The 14,479-nt window shown below is 63.4% G+C and carries 18 protein-coding genes and 1 other RNA gene; 13 read left to right on the top strand and 6 right to left on the bottom strand.

Annotation, left to right across the window (positions count from 1 at the left end; genetic code table 11):
* The 5 genes from ssrA to VK804_RS10330 all read left to right on the top strand — a co-directional run.
* Nucleotides 1–221: a transfer-messenger RNA gene (gene ssrA, locus VK804_RS10350) on the top strand; the annotation flags it as partial.
* A gap of 167 nt (nt 222–388) precedes the next feature.
* Nucleotides 389–898, top strand: coding sequence for an SspB family protein (locus tag VK804_RS10345; RefSeq protein WP_325370629.1), 510 nt, complete (start codon nt 389–391; stop codon nt 896–898).
* A gap of 100 nt (nt 899–998) precedes the next feature.
* Nucleotides 999–2,417: a class II fumarate hydratase gene (gene fumC, locus VK804_RS10340; RefSeq protein ID WP_325370627.1), complete on the top strand. Its 1,419-nt coding sequence runs from the start codon at nt 999–1,001 to the stop codon at nt 2,415–2,417.
* 287 nt (nt 2,418–2,704) lie between these two features.
* Nucleotides 2,705–2,893: a DUF4169 family protein gene (locus VK804_RS10335; protein WP_325370625.1), complete on the top strand. Its 189-nt coding sequence runs from the start codon at nt 2,705–2,707 to the stop codon at nt 2,891–2,893.
* A complete protein-coding gene (locus tag VK804_RS10330) occupies nt 2,890–3,144 on the top strand; it encodes a ribbon-helix-helix domain-containing protein (protein ID WP_325370623.1) in 255 nt (84 codons plus the stop codon). Before VK804_RS10335 ends, VK804_RS10330 begins: the two co-directional genes overlap by 4 nt.
* Here the strand turns inward: VK804_RS10330 and VK804_RS10325 are convergent.
* Nucleotides 3,141–3,329 carry a hypothetical protein gene (locus tag VK804_RS10325; RefSeq protein ID WP_325370620.1) on the bottom strand — a complete coding sequence of 63 codons (189 nt, stop codon included), beginning with the start codon at nt 3,327–3,329 and terminating at the stop codon, nt 3,141–3,143. The genes VK804_RS10330 and VK804_RS10325 overlap by 4 nt on opposite strands.
* Nucleotides 3,330–3,601: 272 nt before the next feature.
* On the opposite strand from VK804_RS10325, the gene VK804_RS10320 reads away from it, so the two are divergent.
* Together VK804_RS10320 and feoB are read left to right on the top strand one after the other, a co-directional pair.
* Entirely contained in the window at nt 3,602–3,877 is a 276-nt protein-coding gene (locus VK804_RS10320) for a FeoA family protein (protein WP_325370618.1), read from the top strand.
* 21 nt (nt 3,878–3,898) lie between these two features.
* Complete coding sequence (feoB, locus tag VK804_RS10315; RefSeq protein ID WP_325370616.1) at nt 3,899–5,770, top strand: ferrous iron transporter B; 1,872 nt, start codon at nt 3,899–3,901, stop codon at nt 5,768–5,770.
* Between the two features lie 16 nt (nt 5,771–5,786).
* Here feoB and VK804_RS10310 read toward each other — a convergent pair whose 3' ends face one another.
* Complete coding sequence (locus VK804_RS10310) at nt 5,787–6,572, bottom strand: sensor histidine kinase (protein ID WP_325370614.1); 786 nt, start codon at nt 6,570–6,572, stop codon at nt 5,787–5,789.
* A 129-nt stretch (nt 6,573–6,701) separates the two neighbouring features.
* Nucleotides 6,702–7,088 carry a response regulator gene (locus tag VK804_RS10305; protein WP_325370612.1) on the bottom strand — a complete coding sequence of 129 codons (387 nt, stop codon included), beginning with the start codon at nt 7,086–7,088 and terminating at the stop codon, nt 6,702–6,704.
* 348 nt (nt 7,089–7,436) lie between these two features.
* On the opposite strand from VK804_RS10305, the gene VK804_RS10300 reads away from it, so the two are divergent.
* Nucleotides 7,437–7,577, top strand: coding sequence for a hypothetical protein (locus tag VK804_RS10300; protein WP_325370610.1), 141 nt, complete (start codon nt 7,437–7,439; stop codon nt 7,575–7,577).
* Between the two features lie 7 nt (nt 7,578–7,584).
* Here the strand turns inward: VK804_RS10300 and VK804_RS10295 are convergent, their stop codons facing one another.
* A complete protein-coding gene (locus tag VK804_RS10295) occupies nt 7,585–7,884 on the bottom strand; it encodes a hypothetical protein (protein WP_325370608.1) in 300 nt (99 codons plus the stop codon).
* 56 nt (nt 7,885–7,940) lie between these two features.
* On the opposite strand from VK804_RS10295, the gene VK804_RS10290 reads away from it, so the two are divergent.
* The 3 genes from VK804_RS10290 (at nt 7,941) to VK804_RS10280 (ending at nt 8,744) form a co-directional block, all read left to right on the top strand.
* Entirely contained in the window at nt 7,941–8,219 is a 279-nt protein-coding gene (locus VK804_RS10290; protein ID WP_325370606.1) for a DUF1488 domain-containing protein, read from the top strand.
* Nucleotides 8,220–8,293: 74 nt separating this feature from the next.
* Nucleotides 8,294–8,530 carry a hypothetical protein gene (locus tag VK804_RS10285; protein WP_325370604.1) on the top strand — a complete coding sequence of 79 codons (237 nt, stop codon included), beginning with the start codon at nt 8,294–8,296 and terminating at the stop codon, nt 8,528–8,530.
* 34 nt (nt 8,531–8,564) lie between these two features.
* Nucleotides 8,565–8,744, top strand: a complete 180-nt coding sequence (locus VK804_RS10280) for a hypothetical protein (protein ID WP_325370602.1) — start codon at nt 8,565–8,567, stop codon at nt 8,742–8,744.
* Between the two features lie 62 nt (nt 8,745–8,806).
* On the opposite strand, the gene VK804_RS10275 is transcribed toward VK804_RS10280, so the two are convergent.
* Nucleotides 8,807–9,034: a hypothetical protein gene (locus VK804_RS10275; protein WP_325370600.1), complete on the bottom strand. Its 228-nt coding sequence runs from the start codon at nt 9,032–9,034 to the stop codon at nt 8,807–8,809.
* 470 nt (nt 9,035–9,504) lie between these two features.
* On the opposite strand from VK804_RS10275, the gene VK804_RS10270 reads away from it, so the two are divergent.
* Together VK804_RS10270 and VK804_RS10265 are read left to right on the top strand one after the other, a co-directional pair.
* Entirely contained in the window at nt 9,505–9,906 is a 402-nt protein-coding gene (locus tag VK804_RS10270; protein ID WP_325370598.1) for a VOC family protein, read from the top strand.
* Nucleotides 9,907–10,118: 212 nt separating this feature from the next.
* Entirely contained in the window at nt 10,119–11,693 is a 1,575-nt protein-coding gene (locus tag VK804_RS10265) for an ABC-F family ATP-binding cassette domain-containing protein (RefSeq protein WP_325370596.1), read from the top strand.
* Between the two features lie 62 nt (nt 11,694–11,755).
* Here VK804_RS10265 and VK804_RS10260 read toward each other — a convergent pair whose 3' ends face one another.
* Complete coding sequence (locus tag VK804_RS10260; protein ID WP_325370594.1) at nt 11,756–14,347, bottom strand: aminotransferase class I/II-fold pyridoxal phosphate-dependent enzyme; 2,592 nt, start codon at nt 14,345–14,347, stop codon at nt 11,756–11,758.
* Between the last annotated feature and the right edge of the window lie 132 nt (nt 14,348–14,479).

Below are 14,479 nucleotides of genomic sequence, written 5' to 3'. Positions count from 1 at the left end.
GCGGGTTTCGGCGGGGGCGAAACAGGATCGACGAGGGCGTAAAGGGCGTGTTTTTTCCCGGTATGGTTCCGCCGTTATCGGGCTATGCAATAGTTGCAAACGACAACTATGCTCCGGTTGCTCAGGCCGCGTAAGCGGTTTGAAAAACCAAGTCTGAAGTCCTGGTGGGTTAAGCTCCGCTAGGCGGGGTCCGGAGGCACCTGGCAACAGAAGCCTCCACTTCATTTTTGCCTCCCGGTTTCGCCTCCCGATCGGGCCTGCCGCCGGAATTTCCGCCGGCGGCGGCAAGCCTGCTGATTTCGGCCCGCCGCCGGGGTAGCATGGGCAAAACGGGCGAGTCGACGACCGGCCTTGCCGGTCCGTCTGCGGCATGAGACAGGACTGTTAGATGGCAACCGACCACATCCGATACGACGTGCTGGCGCGCGACGCGCTGCGCGGGGTGCTGCGCCGCGTATTGGCCGACGCCGCCGAACACGGCCTGCCCGGGGAGCATCATTTTTTCATCACCTTTCTGTCGACCGCGGAGGGCGTCAAGCTGCCGCCGCGGCTATTGGCGCAGCATCCGGAAGAGATGACCATCATTCTCCAGCACCAGTTCTGGGACCTGGTGGTTTCCGAGGATCGCTTCGAAGTCGGGCTGTCGTTCGGCGGAATCCCCGAGCGCCTGGTGGTGCCTTTCAATTCGATCAAGAGCTTCCTCGACCCGTCGGTTCAGTTCGGCATGCAGTTCGAGACGACGGATGCGCCAAGCGAGGTTCCGGCGAAAAACCTGCCGGCCGTCCCTGCCGCGCCGGCGCCGCCGGCCGCTACAGCATCGCCAGAGCCCCAGAGCGAGCCGGCGAAACCCGGCGAAGGCGCCGAAGTGGTGCGGTTGGATCGCTTCCGCAAGAAATAATCCGCGCCGGCCATCCCGCGCGACTATAGACTGAAGATGCCGCGCGGAGCCTCCGGTACGCCGGCTCCGAACCGGCGGCCTCGCGCAACGGACCCTTGCCATGGCTCGATCGACAACCGCATCCCGATCCGGATCGACGCGCACCGAGACCGACAGCTTCGGCCCGGTCGAGGTCGCCGCCGACCGTTACTGGGGCGCGCAGACCGAACGGTCACGGCGGAATTTCCGCATCGGGCACGACCGGATGCCGATCGAAATCGTCCACGCGCTCGGCATCGTCAAGCTGGCGGCGGCGGAAACCAACCGCGAACTCGGGCTCCTCGACAAGCGCCGCGCCGGCGCCATCATCCGCGCCGCGCGCGAGGTGATCGACGGCAAGCTCGACGATCATTTTCCGCTTGTGGTCTGGCAGACCGGCTCCGGCACCCAGACCAACATGAACCTCAACGAGGTGATCGCCAACCGGGCCAACGAAATGCTGGGCGGCAAGCTCGGCGCCAAGGCGCCGGTTCATCCCAACGATCATGTCAATATGAGCCAGTCGTCGAACGATTCATTCCCGACCGCGATGCACATCGCGGCCGCCATCGCCATCACCGCCGACCTGATTCCGGCGCTCGGCGAACTGCTGGCCGCGCTGCGCAAGAAACAGAAGGAGTTCGCCCACATCGTCAAGATCGGCCGCACCCACACCCAGGACGCGACGCCACTAACGCTCGGCCAGGAGTTTTCCGGCTACGCCGCGCAGGTCGAGAGCGGCATTAAGCGGCTGCGCGTGGCGGTAAACGAGCTTTACCCGCTGGCGCAGGGCGGCACCGCGGTCGGCACCGGCCTCAACTCGAAGCCGAAATTCGCCGGATTGTTCGCCCGGCACGTCGCGAAAGTCACCAAACTGCGCTTCACCAGCGCCGCCAACAAGTTCGAGGCGCTGGCCTCCAACGACGCCTATGTGTTCGTGCACGGCGCCATCAATTCGGCGGCGACCGGGCTGTTCAAGATCGCCAACGACATCCGCCTGCTCGGCTCGGGTCCGCGTTCCGGCCTCGGCGAGCTGATCCTGCCCGAGAACGAGCCGGGCTCCTCGATCATGCCGGGCAAGGTCAATCCGACGCAGAGCGAGGCGATGACCATGGTCTGCTGCCAGGTGTTCGGCAACCAGACCACCATCACGGTGGCCGGCAGCCAGGGACATTTCGAACTGAACGTATACAAGCCGGTGCTGGCATATTGTATGATGAATTCCATCCAATTGCTGGCCGACGTCGCGCGCTCCTTCACCGAACACTGCGTCGTGGGCATCCGCGCCGACGAAAAACGCATCAAGGAGTTGATGGAGCGTTCGCTGATGCTGGTGACGGCGCTGGCGCCGAAGATCGGCTACGACAACGCCGCCAAGGTCGCCAAGTCGGCGCACGCCCGCGGCACCACATTGAAGGAAGAGGCGGTAAGGCTGGGGTTCGTTTCGGCAGCCGAATTCGACCGGCTGGTGCAGCCGGCCAAAATGACGCATCCGGGCTGATCGCGGAAGTGAAACTCCGGGAGAGTTCGGCCGTATAAGGGCCGCAAGAAATAGTTATGCGACATAACGCTTAAAGGCGGAGAGTTGATTAGCTATCTTCGTTGCATCCGTCCATGATAAAGCCAAACGTTGCGCTTTCTCGGGCCAAGGCATATTTTTTTGATACGACGAGGGACGGTTGGCAGGGATTGTTGAATGACAAGCGAGCCGGCTGACGCCAAGCGCAGATACTCACGCCTTTGTGAAAATTTCGAACTGCCCAAATTGGTTCATTGATGGAGGCTGACATGGGGGACATCGTCAACCTGAAACGATTTAGGAAGCGCGCCGAGCGCGAGCAGTCGGCGAAACAGGCGGAAGCCAACCGGACGCGATTCGGCCGGACCAAGTCACAGCGCGCGCTCGAGGAACGGCGCGCCGAGCGCGCCGGCGAGCTGCTGGACCAGCACCGCATCGACGGCGAGGACACGCCATGAAATCGCCGGTGGTGAAACGGTCGATCGTCGTTGCCGGTCACAAGACCAGCGTCAGCCTCGAAGAGGCGTTCTGGAACGGCATGAAGGAGATCTCCGGACTGCGCGACCTGACGCTGTCCGAACTGGTGGGCGAGATCGACCGCAATCGCCAACAGGGCAACCTGTCGTCCGCCATTCGCCTGTTCGTGCTGGACTATTTCCGGACCCGCGCCACGGCGGCCGCGCCGCCGGATGCAAAACCGCAGGCCTAGCAGCGGCGCGGGTTCGCTGACGCCGACTTCGCGATTTCAGCCGTGCCGCGGGCACGCGTGACGATGCCGAGCGCATCACGCCCAAAATTCGCATCGCCGGTTTCCAGCGCCGCCACAATGTAGGCCACCTGCCGTTCCTCGCTGTCGAGATAGTCGGCGGCATCAAATCGTGTTGTCTTGGGCATCACTGTCCCTCCGATAGGGCCTGAGCCTGGATGTTAACCCCGCTTCGCCCCCATCATGCCCGCAAGGACTGCATCGCTGGAGAACGATTGCGACGGATCAACACCGGACCGCCTGTTCGGCGTTTTACAATTCGAAAGAAGTTGGGCTGAATGATTGTTCCAGCCGCCGCATCGGCCGGCAGGCGCGTGCGCCTGTTTATAATCCCTCTAAGGAACCGCCGCATTTCGATCGGCGCGCTTGACCTTGTGGCCGCCGGTTGGAAATACAAACCATGAGCAAACAAAACGGCAATGGCCAACATCTGCCGCTGGGAACCGCCAAGCGCGGTTATTCCGGCGTGATTCAGCGCCTCGCCGCTGTTGACGCGGGATCGGCGCTGTCGGCCAATGAGCTGGAAAGCCGGCTGATCGAACTCGGTTTCGTCGAGGGTGCGAGAGTCGAGGTGCTGCACGAGGGCATCGTCGGGCGCGATCCGATCGCGGTTCGGGTCGAGAACGTCACCATCGCGGTGCGCCGGCGCGAGGCCATGGCCATCATTGTCGCCTAGCGGCGAAGCGGACCTTACACCATGGAAGCTCCGTTGCTGCATCTGGCGCTGGTAGGCACGCCGAACAGCGGCAAGACCTCGCTGTTCAACGCGCTGACCGGCAGCCGGCAGAAGGTCGCCAACTATCCCGGCGTCACGGTGGAGCGCAAGGAAGGCTCCTTCGTCACGCCCTCGGGCCGCCAGGTGTCGGTGGTCGACCTGCCCGGCACCTACTCGCTGCGCGGCCGCAGCCCGGACGAGGAGATCACCCGCGACATGGTGCTCGGCCGCACTCCCGGCGAGGCGGTGCCCGATCTCGTGCTATGCGTCGCCGATTCCACCAATCTGCGCCTGACCATCCGCCTGCTGCTCGAACTCAAGAACACCGGCCGGCCGCTGATGCTGGTGCTCAACATGTTCGACATCGCCACCCGCCGCGGCGTCACCGTGGACGTGGCGAAACTGTCGGAGGCGCTCGGCGTGCCCGTGGTCACCTCGATCGCGGTACGCAAGGGCGGCACCGCCGAACTGTTGCGGCGGACCGACGAGATCGCCGCAGAAGCGCAGACCCCGCCGGCGCAAAATCTCTGGCAGCCGCTGACGGTCGCGCAATTGCGCGCCACCCAGCGCGAGGCCGATCGCATCATTGCCTCGAGCGTCAGCCTGCCGGCCAGGCCCGATACCTGGACGGCGCGGATCGACGCCGTGGTGCTGCACCCGGTGGCGGGGCTTGCGATCCTGGCGCTGATCCTGTTCGTGATGTTCCAGGCGGTGTTCGCCTGGGCGCAGCCCCTGATGGAAGTGTTGTCGGATGCCTTCGCCGCATTGGGGCAGTTGGTGCACGACACGCTGCCGGCGGGCTTGTTGCAGAGTTTTTTGCAGAACGGGGTGATCTCGGGTGTCGGCAGCGTCATCGTGTTCCTGCCGCAGATCATCATCATCTTCCTGTTCATCCTGCTGTTGGAAGATTTCGGCTACATGGCGCGCGCGGCGTTCCTGATGGACCGCATCATGGGCGGCGCCGGGCTGCATGGCCGCGCCTTCATTCCGCTGCTGTCGAGTTTCGCCTGCGCCATTCCCGGCATCATGGCGACGCGGGTGATCGACAACCGCCGCGACCGGCTCACCACCATCCTGATCGCGCCGCTGATGACCTGCTCGGCGCGGATCCCGGTCTATACGCTGATCATCTCCGCCTTCATCCCCGACAGCCAGGTCTGGGGTCTTTTCAATTTGCGCGGCCTGGTGATGTTCGGCCTCTATGCCGCCGGCATCACCAGTGCGCTCGGCGTCTCGTTCCTGATCAAATTCCTGATGTGGCGCGACTATGCGCCGGCGCCGTTCATGCTGGAGCTGCCTGATTACAAGATGCCGCGCCTGAAAAGCATCGCGATCGGCGTCTACACGCGGGCAAAAATGTTCCTGCAGCGCGCCGGCACCACGATCTTCTCGATGATGGTGCTGATCTGGTTTTTGGCCTCGTTCCCGCAGCCGCCCGCCGGCGCCGAAGGCCCCGCGATCAACTACAGCCTGGCCGCCATGATCGGCAAGGCGCTGGAGCCGCTGCTCGCCCCGCTCGGCTTCAACTGGCAGATCGCGGTAGCGCTGATCCCCGGCATGGCCGCCCGCGAAGTCGCGGTCGCGGCGCTGGGCACCGTCTACGCCATCGAGGGCGGCAAGGAAGCCGCCGAGCAGATCGGACAGGTGCTGGCCACCAAATGGAGTCTGGCGACCGCGCTGTCGCTGCTCGCCTGGTACATCTTCGCGCCGCAATGCGCCTCGACGCTGGCGGTGATCCGCCGCGAGACCGGCAGCTGGAAATGGATGGCGGTCACCTTCGGCTACATGCTGGCGCTCGCCTATGTCGCGAGCCTTGCGACCTACAACATCGCGGTCGCGCTCGGGGCGGGCTGAATCGCCGCGAATAGCGCTATTCGCTCGCGATTGACATCAGAGATGTCAGCGGAACATCGAACGCGTAGGCGAAGCCGCCGGGCTTATACGTCAACTGAACATCGCCCTTCAGTTGCTTGCCAAGCGTCTCGATCAGCCGCGTGCCGAAACTGCGCTTATCGGGAGCCAGAACCGCAGGGCCGTTGTTCTCCGTCCATTTCAGATGCAGACGCTGTTTCCTTGGATCGAGCGTCCACTCGATATCGACGCGCCCGGTCGGCACCGACAATGCACCGAATTTCGTCGCATTGGTGCAGAGTTCGTTCAGCGTCATCGCAATCGCGATCACGGCTCCCGACGTCATCCGGACGTCCGGTCCCGAAATTCTGAATTTCGGCACATCGGGATTGTCGAAAGCTTCGGTGGCGCCGCGAATGATCTTGCCGAGGTCCGCACTGGTCCATCGGGCCTGCAAAAGCAGGTCGTGGGCCCGCCCCAGTGCCAGCAGCCGTCCCTCGATGGCGTGCTGCGCATGTTCGGCACCCGGCACGTTGCGCAAGCTCTGGGAGGCGATGGCGCTGACCGTCGCGAGCGTATTCTTGATGCGGTGATGCAGCTCTTCGAGGATCAGCTTCTGAAGCTTGTCGGCCGCCTCGCGCTCCCTGGCGTCGATGCCGGCCTGCGCGAGCAGGTCCTGGGCATCGATTTCCGCCTGCGCCAGCAGCAGCCGAAGGCTGACATTCTCCGCCGCCAGAAACTCCTGCGGAGGCGCTGCGCCGGCGCCGAAATCGCGGCGATCCTGGTGAAGATCGATTTCGAACATCGCCGACTGTATCACCATAAGTCGGGTTGCGCTCATATCATTATGTCGGGTTACGTTCACATCTTTGATCGATGCGTTTTCGGCCCCAATCGAGCAAATACTGCTATTTCCAGCCTTAAAGCGCCGGTTTCAGGCGTGGCCGATCATATTCTGCATCTCGTCGATCATTTCCCCGGCTTCAAGCGGCTTTCCGAAAAAGCGGCTGTCGGCGGGAATAACGATCGTTGCCAGCTTCAACTGGCCCGATACCAGAATGATCTTGATCGGCGGCCAGCGCTCATGCACCGCGTGCGCGAGCTTGATGCCATCCATGCTGCCCGGCATCTGGATATCGGTGAAAAGTAGCGCAATATCAGACCTCGATTCGAGGATTGCGACGGCCTGGTCGGCGTCGACGGCCTCGACCGATGTAAAGCCGGCGTCCTCCACCATATCGACCGCGCGCATGCGCAGCAGCATCTCGTCCTCGACGATGAGAACGACTGCGGGGACAGCGGAATGATCCGGGACCATCATGACGGCATTTCCAATGTGAGGGGAAAGAGAGCAGTCCGTGCCATGGCTCAGAGAATGGCTGCGGACGCTAAGACAAGCATCTCATGGCCTAATTGATCCCGATCGCCTTGATAATGGCAAGACATCGGAGCGGAACGCTGCGAAAGCAGCGAAATCGATGCATTTGAGGGAGCGATGCTTACCCGGAGAGCGGACTCTGTCCCAACGAGATAGCGATAGTAGCGAAGAAGCCGCCCAATCAGGCGGCTTCCAGGAACGCTGGTTCGGCTTGTTAACTATCACCAACGGTGATGGTGACCTCTACCCCAGCCGTGATGGCCGTGATGGCCGTGGCCGCCATGAGCAAGAATGACAGTGCTGTCGGTATCGCTGACCAGTTGGTCTGCTGAAGCCCGCGGCATCGCCGAGGCGGATAGCATCGGCAATGCCGCGAATGCGCACACCGCAACGCCGATCAGCAATAAACGTTTCATTTCAGAATCTCCCTGACGCCGCGTTATCGCGGCAGGGAGGTAATGTTCCCGTATGCGATCGGTTCCACCTTCAAATAAGGCACCGCCGATGCCATGCGGCGATAAAGCGATAATACGTCTGTCACTGCTCGTAAAAATGAAATGAATGCCCATATAGCTGGTGAAATACGAAGCGCGCCAGAGCGCGTCAGCGAGGTTGACACAATGAGTGGCAAATATCCTCTGAGCTTGGCCGCGTTGAAGGGGCTGACCGCAACAATCGCCAGGACCACGCTTGGGCCGATCGTCGCGACGATCGAGCGAACGTTGCGAAGCCTGTTCAACGACGAAGGCTCGCTGATTCCGGTCCCGGTCGCCACCGGCGCGGACCGGCGACGGCTTGACCGGCGTCGATCACGTGATTGATTTTCCAAATCACTGTCGTTCGTATGATCCGACGCGGCGCGCCGTGCGATTCTGGGGGCATGACAGCGCGATTGAGGCGTCGTTCTTCATAGGCGAAGACGCATTGAAGCGCATTCAGCCGGATGCCCGCCCCGATGCGTCGGGCTTCCTGAACGCATTCGATTGCAACCGTGATTTGATATGCGCCGCCGCGGCCAAAATCTACGTTCGCGGAAGCCGAGGATCCTATGATCTGGTTGCTGCTCATTTTTGATCCGCCCCCCTGAGACTATTGGTGGCCCCTTCCCCAACAGCCCAGCGTCACCAATCCCGATCGAGGAACAGCCTATGCGGAAACTTGCCAAGCCCACCCGGCAGGAGATCAGCGAGGGGCCGCAATCGGTATCTTTTCAGATAGCAAACGGGAATTCGCGGCAGCGCTGCACCCTGCAAACCGGGCTGCCGACCAGGCAACAGGCGCAGAAGTACTTTCTCACAAATTGGCCGATGATCGAAAAGATGGCGCGCGACGCGCTTGCGGCGGGGACCATCGAAGACGGCGAGATCAGACTCGTGATGGTCTGAGCGGCTCATTCAAGAGCGGACATGGAGGGCAGTCATGCTGAACGATCGAGAGAACATCCTGAACGCGCTGCGTGCAAAGGCGCTCAAGGTCCGCGAGATCATGAAACACGCCAATGTCGCGAATGAGGAAGTGTGCCAATCTCTGTTGTTGAAAATGCGCAACGAAGGTGCCGTGAAATTCGATATTCACACCGGGCGATGGCTGATCGGGTAAATTGCGGCAGGCCGCTGCGACCAGTCTGTTGAAATGGCAGGGTCCGCACCCGCGATGGCTTGTCAGGTCAACAAGGTACGGACCTTGGTTGCGGCGTCGTAGATTTCGACCTGGAGCATCGGATAAGTCGACTTCAGTCCCCGGCCCGATACTTCCGCGGTATCGGCCGTGTCAAACTCCGACTTGAAGTGGCCGTCGACAACGACCACGAACCCTTCGGCTGGAGGCCTGTCGGCTCGCGTTACTTTCCTCGGCTCGGGTTCGTCAATTGCGCTAACCGGCTTTTTCATCGGATGGCTCTCAATCTGTCGCAACGGGCTTTTACGAAAGCTGCGATCGCGTTTTCATTGATCGGATCACGCTCTCGGCAAAGGTGGCCCTGCCCTAGGATTTGGACAGGCTAATCAGCCAAGGCCCGAACACGCGTCGATTTTTTGGCCTTCGGCGGCTGCTTCGCCTTCTCGGCCGCACCGGGCTGCGTGTTGCGGACCGCTTCCGCCAGCATCTGTCGCAGCTCAGCCTTGGTCTGCGTCGGTGCCCGCGTGAAAGATGCTTGCCAATGAGCCATGATCACTATGTGGGGATGCCCGAGGGGGAATTAAACCCCGCCGGACAAGGTTCCTTCGGAATCCCTGAACGACCGGCCATGGTTGCGCTCGGTGCCGGCTGAAGCGAACTTGATCTTCGCCACGCCATCGGCGAGCGTTCGTCACGGACGGCACCCGTCGACCCCTACCTTCCTGTGCATGGAGGAACCACGATGTTTTCTCATGTCAACGTCGGCATCACGGACTTCGAGCGGTCGTACGCCTTCTACGCGGCCGTGATGACGGCCCTGGGTTTCGAGCTCAGGGTCCGCGAGCCGCAGGCGCAATGGGCGGGATGGGCGGCTCCCGGCAGCAGGCGCCCGTTGTTTTTCATTGGGCTCCCCTACGATCGCCAGCCGGCCAGTCCGGGCAACGGCGGCATGACCGCCTTCCTTGCCGCCACGCGCGAGGCCGTCGATCTCTGCCATGCGGCCGCGCTCGACATGGGCGGCCGATCCGAAGGCATGCCGGGCCTGCGGCCGCATTATCACCCCGACTATTACGGGGCATATTTTCGCGATCCGGACGGCAACAAGATTTGCGTCTGCTGCCATGAGCCGGCGCCCTTGCGCTAGAGCCTTTTCCGTTTCGATGGAATCGAAACGGGGCTCTAGATTCTTGATTTGACGCGTTTTCTTGATGCGAACCGGTGACCACTTCGCTCGAAAACGCTATAATGCCGGCAAGTTTCTAAGAATACATTCGCAAGCCTGATCACCCATGGAGCCTGAAATGGACATCGCAAAGCACATCGCTACGCGCCCCCTGTCCATTTCGGAAACTCTCCATGACCGCGCTGCTCACGCTGGATTCGATCTCCCTCACCACCCCCGACGGCCGTCTTCTATTCGACGGACTGACGCTCGCCATCGGACCCGAGCGGACCGGCCTCGTCGGCCGCAACGGTAGCGGCAAGTCCACGCTGTTGCGTGTGATCGCCGGCGAGTGCGAGCCGGCCGCCGGTTCGGTGCAGCGGGCGTGCTCGATCGGCATGCTCGCGCAACTCGCCGATGAAACAATGACGGCGGCAGAGGCTCTGGGCGTCGCCGATGGGCTTGCCCGCCTGCGCCGCGTCGAAGCCGGCGAAGGCTCGCTCGAGGACGCCGGCGAGGCCGACTGGACATTGCCAACCCGGCTTGGTCAGGCGCTGGTGGAAACCGGCCTGCCCGCTCTGGCCACCGATCGCCGGCTCGCTACGCTGAGCGGCGGCGAACGGACCCGCGTGGCGCTGGCGCGGCTGTTGATCGAGGCGCCGGACCTGCTGGTGCTGGACGAGCCGACCAACAACCTCGATGCCGACGGCCGCGAGGCGGTCGCGGGATTGCTCGCGCGCTGGCGCGGCGGCGTCATCGTCGCCAGCCACGACCGCGCGTTGCTGGAGCGCGTCGACCGCATCGTGGAATTGACCGCCGTCGGGGTCACCGTGTTCGGCGGCGCGTGGTCCGAATTTGTGCAGGCGCGCGAGGCCACGCGTGCCCGCGCCGAGGCTGACCTCGGCCGGGCTGCCGACGCCTTGCGCCATGCCGAACGCGCCGTTCAGAAGGAGAAGGAAAAGAAGGCGCGCCGCGACAAGGCCGGCCGCGCCCGGCGCGACAAAGGCGGCGACAGCAGGATGTTCCTCGACGCCGAGAAACAGCGTGCGGAAAACAGCGCCTCGCGCGAAGGCCGCATCGCCGACCGCCAGATCGAGACCCACGCAGAGGCCCTAGCGCAAGCCCGCGCGCGCGTCGAAGTGCTGACGCCGATCACGATCGCGCTGCCAAAGACCGATCTTCCCGCCGGCCGCGGCCTTGTCGCCTTCCGGGACGTGACGATGGCCCATGGCGCGCGCCGCCTGTTCGGCCCGCTGTCTTTCGAGATACGCGGTCCCGAACGCATCGCCATCGGTGGCGCCAACGGCTCCGGCAAGACCACGCTGCTTGGCCTGATCACCGGACAGCTGACGCCCACCGCCGGAGATATCAGCCGCATGACCGATCGCATCGCCCTGCTCGACCAGCATGTCGGCCTGCTCGATCCCGCAGCGACCATCCTCGACAATCTGCGCCGGCTCAATCCCGATCTGTCCGACAACGAAGCCCACGCGGCGCTGGCCCGCTTTGCGTTCCGCAACAGAGCGGCGCTGCAGCTCGCCGGCACGCTCGGCGGCGGCGAGCGCCTGCGCGCAGGGCTTGCCTGCGTGTTCGCGCGGCGGCAGCCGCCGCTGCTGCTGCTGCTGGACGAGCCGACCAATCATTTCGACCTGGCGTCGATCGAGGAGCTGGAGAGCGCATTGTCGGAATTCGACGGCGCGTTAATCGTGGTCAGCCACGACCGGGGATTCCTGCAAGCGATCGGCGTGAAGCGGGAGATCTGGCTCTGAGCGGAGCCGTCCACATCGCCCGGAGCGTAGGCGAGCCGCTATCCACTTCCCTCGAAAGCGCTTTAAATCGCCGGATGCGAGCGCGCCGCTTCAACGTAGGGACGGAAGGTCGATTTGTCGGTGCCGCAATCCGGGCATCGCCAGTTGACCGGTATTGCCGCGAACGGCGTCCCGGCCGGGACCAACTGGTCAGGAGCGCCTGCGGTAGGCTCATAGATATAATAGCATCCGCCGCACATGAACATCTGCCGGCTCGCCTGCCGGATCACCGCCGGCGATCGCGCGACATCGGTCGTACCGACGGCGGCGGGTGTGACCACCGGATCGCCCACGCTGACGCGGCCGCCTTCCCTCGCCACCAGATAGACTCCAAGTTCCTTGTGGCCGAACGCCGCGCGCAATGAACCCGGGATATCGAGGTCGCGGCGGCCGGTTTCCGGATCGACATTAGTGGCGCCGCAGCGGCCGTTGCGGCGATCGACGCGAAACAGCGCCTCGCCGATCCTGATGTCGCTGCCGACCCAGTCGAATTCCTCCCACGGATTTGCGCCGTCGACGTAGAGATTGGCGCGAAATCGCAGGGGATCGATCGTGATGCCCCATTGCGCTTCGAGGCTGCGCACCGTCGCCAGATTGATCAGCGAAATGACGTTGTCCGGCTTGTCCATGAAATGGCCTTCGCGCGAGCGGACCAGCGTCGGCGCGCTGCGCAAAGCGGGCACGAGCTGCCAGAAAATCTCCTCCACCTCCGCTCGCGACGTCTCATCTTCGAGGTCGGCGACGACGAGTTGCCGATTGCCCTGCGCGATCGTCAGTTTCAGCGTCTCGACATCCAGCGTGGTCCTGACCCGCGCCAACGCCTCCTCAAGCATCAGCATTACGAAAAGCCCCTTCTTTCCCCATCTCGGCTGGCTGGTATCGAACGGGGCACCGGGGCGCACCAGGGCGAAAACCCGATCGTGCGGGAACGGCTTCCGGGCCTGCAATTCGACGCTTGCGAGCGCCTGCGCGCTCAATCCCTTGATCGGATAGCGATAGATATTCTTCAGGATCGGCATCGGCGCGCCACCTTGTCGTACGATGATCTTGCCGGAAAGTGCACGATTTGGCCGTGATCTGCGTAGAGCCGGTTGCTGACGAGTTCGTGGAGCCAGATCGCGCCCGACGGAAACCGGCGGCGGCCGCGGCGCGAACTGGTCCGAGAATAGCGCTACCATGTCGGTCGCGGGATCATCGATGGCGTCGTCGATCGCATCCGACAGCCGCGCGATGCCCTTCTCGATCTGCCTGGCGGATAAAGCGGCGTAACCGAGGATGACGGCGCGGCGGGTCAGCGTGGTTCGTCGCTCGAAATGGACCCGTGCCGAAGCCAGAGAATAGACGCCGACCCGCGCGCGCTGGGCGAGCGCCTCGACCGTCACGGCGTCCGGAATGCCCGGCGGCAGATGCCAGAGCACGTGCAGCCCTCCGGCGTCGCCGTCGACCTGAACGTCGCCGAAATTGCGGCGCAGCGCGGCGACGAGGCAATCGCGGTTATCCTTGTAGTGCGATCGGACCCGAAGCAGGTGTGCCGCATAGCTGCCATTATGCATGAAGTCGGCGAGCGTCGCCTGCTCCAGCCAGGGATTGCCGTTGTTGAGCAGGGATTTCTCGATGCAAACCGCCTCCGCGATATGCTCGGGCACGACCATGTATCCGAGGCGCAATCCGGCGCCGAGAGATTTCGAGAAGGTGCCGATGTAGATCGTGCAGTCGGGCGCGAGCGCGGCCAGCGGCGCAAGATGCGAACCCTGGTAGCGGATGTCGCAATCATAGTCGTCCTCTATCACATAGCAGCCGTAGCGCCGCGCCCAGTCGATCACCTCGGTGCGCCGCTCCGCCGACAGCGTCGCGCCGGTCGGATATTGATGCGAGGGCGTCGTATAAAGCAGCGAGGCGGTGCGCCGCGGCAGGTCATCAGGGATCAGTCCATCGCGGTCGACCGCGACGTTCGCAACCTCGGCGCCGGCGGCTTCGAAGGCGAGCGCCGCGCCCTGATAGCAGGGATCCTCGACCACGCTGAGCGCGCCGCGCGCGAGGTAAAGTCGCGCCGCAAGATTAAGGCCTTCCTGGACGCCGGACACGATGACGATACGGCTCGGATCGGCCACGATGCCGCGCGCGATCGCGAGGTGGTTGGCGATGGCGGTGCGCAGCCCCGCCAATCCCGCCGGTTCGCCATATTGCGTGAGCCCGGCGCCGCCGCCGTGAGACAGATTGTTCTGCAACAGGCGGCGCCAGGTCTTCAGCGGAAACAGATCCGGGCTGGGGCGGCCGGGAAAGAAATCATAGAGTAGTCGGTTGCGGACGGGATGGGACATTCCCGGCGCGCGGACGTGACGCAACGGCATCGGCATCCGCGTGCGCACGGCATCGCGAAATTCAGAGACCGGCCGAACCGGCGCGGCATCGCGCGGCAACGCGTCGGCGACATAGATGCCCGAGGCCGGTCGCGATTCGACGATCCCCTCCATCAGCAACAGATCGTAGGCGCGCACCACGGTGTTGCGGGAGATCGCGAGCTGTTCGGACAACCGGCGCGACGACGGCAAGCGCGTTCCCGGTCCGATACGCGCGCAGCGGATGGCTTCACGGATCTGGTCAACCATCTGCATCGTCAGCGATTCCGGGCGGGACCGGTCGAGGAGAACGGAAATCTGCATATTCGCTGTGCCGGTTGGAAGCTTCCCCGATCGATCACTGGAGACGGAGCAAGGGTTGGGCCAGTTGTGGGTCCAGCGCATCGA

The sequence above is a fragment of the Bradyrhizobium sp. genome (assembly GCF_035484855.1).
Taxonomy (GTDB): domain Bacteria; phylum Pseudomonadota; class Alphaproteobacteria; order Rhizobiales; family Xanthobacteraceae; genus Bradyrhizobium.
This window is presented reverse-complemented; position numbering and strand designations above follow the sequence as displayed.

What these genes read in the sequence shown, in the direction of transcription:
- VK804_RS10345 (WP_325370629.1), top strand. Translation starts at nt 389, where the DNA reads ATGGCAACCGACCACATCCGATACGACGTGCTGGCGCGCGACGCGCTG.
- fumC (WP_325370627.1), top strand. Translation starts at nt 999, where the DNA reads ATGGCTCGATCGACAACCGCATCCCGATCCGGATCGACGCGCACCGAG.
- VK804_RS10335 (WP_325370625.1), top strand. Translation starts at nt 2,705, where the DNA reads ATGGGGGACATCGTCAACCTGAAACGATTTAGGAAGCGCGCCGAGCGC.
- VK804_RS10330 (WP_325370623.1), top strand. Translation starts at nt 2,890, where the DNA reads ATGAAATCGCCGGTGGTGAAACGGTCGATCGTCGTTGCCGGTCACAAG.
- VK804_RS10325 (WP_325370620.1), bottom strand. Translation starts at nt 3,329, where the DNA reads ATGCCCAAGACAACACGATTTGATGCCGCCGACTATCTCGACAGCGAG.
- VK804_RS10320 (WP_325370618.1), top strand. Translation starts at nt 3,602, where the DNA reads ATGAGCAAACAAAACGGCAATGGCCAACATCTGCCGCTGGGAACCGCC.
- feoB (WP_325370616.1), top strand. Translation starts at nt 3,899, where the DNA reads ATGGAAGCTCCGTTGCTGCATCTGGCGCTGGTAGGCACGCCGAACAGC.
- VK804_RS10310 (WP_325370614.1), bottom strand. Translation starts at nt 6,572, where the DNA reads ATGTTCGAAATCGATCTTCACCAGGATCGCCGCGATTTCGGCGCCGGC.
- VK804_RS10305 (WP_325370612.1), bottom strand. Translation starts at nt 7,088, where the DNA reads ATGATGGTCCCGGATCATTCCGCTGTCCCCGCAGTCGTTCTCATCGTC.
- VK804_RS10300 (WP_325370610.1), top strand. Translation starts at nt 7,437, where the DNA reads ATGACAGTGCTGTCGGTATCGCTGACCAGTTGGTCTGCTGAAGCCCGC.
- VK804_RS10285 (WP_325370604.1), top strand. Translation starts at nt 8,294, where the DNA reads ATGCGGAAACTTGCCAAGCCCACCCGGCAGGAGATCAGCGAGGGGCCG.
- VK804_RS10280 (WP_325370602.1), top strand. Translation starts at nt 8,565, where the DNA reads ATGCTGAACGATCGAGAGAACATCCTGAACGCGCTGCGTGCAAAGGCG.
- VK804_RS10275 (WP_325370600.1), bottom strand. Translation starts at nt 9,034, where the DNA reads ATGAAAAAGCCGGTTAGCGCAATTGACGAACCCGAGCCGAGGAAAGTA.
- VK804_RS10270 (WP_325370598.1), top strand. Translation starts at nt 9,505, where the DNA reads ATGTTTTCTCATGTCAACGTCGGCATCACGGACTTCGAGCGGTCGTAC.
- VK804_RS10265 (WP_325370596.1), top strand. Translation starts at nt 10,119, where the DNA reads ATGACCGCGCTGCTCACGCTGGATTCGATCTCCCTCACCACCCCCGAC.
- VK804_RS10260 (WP_325370594.1), bottom strand. Translation starts at nt 14,347, where the DNA reads ATGCAGATGGTTGACCAGATCCGTGAAGCCATCCGCTGCGCGCGTATC.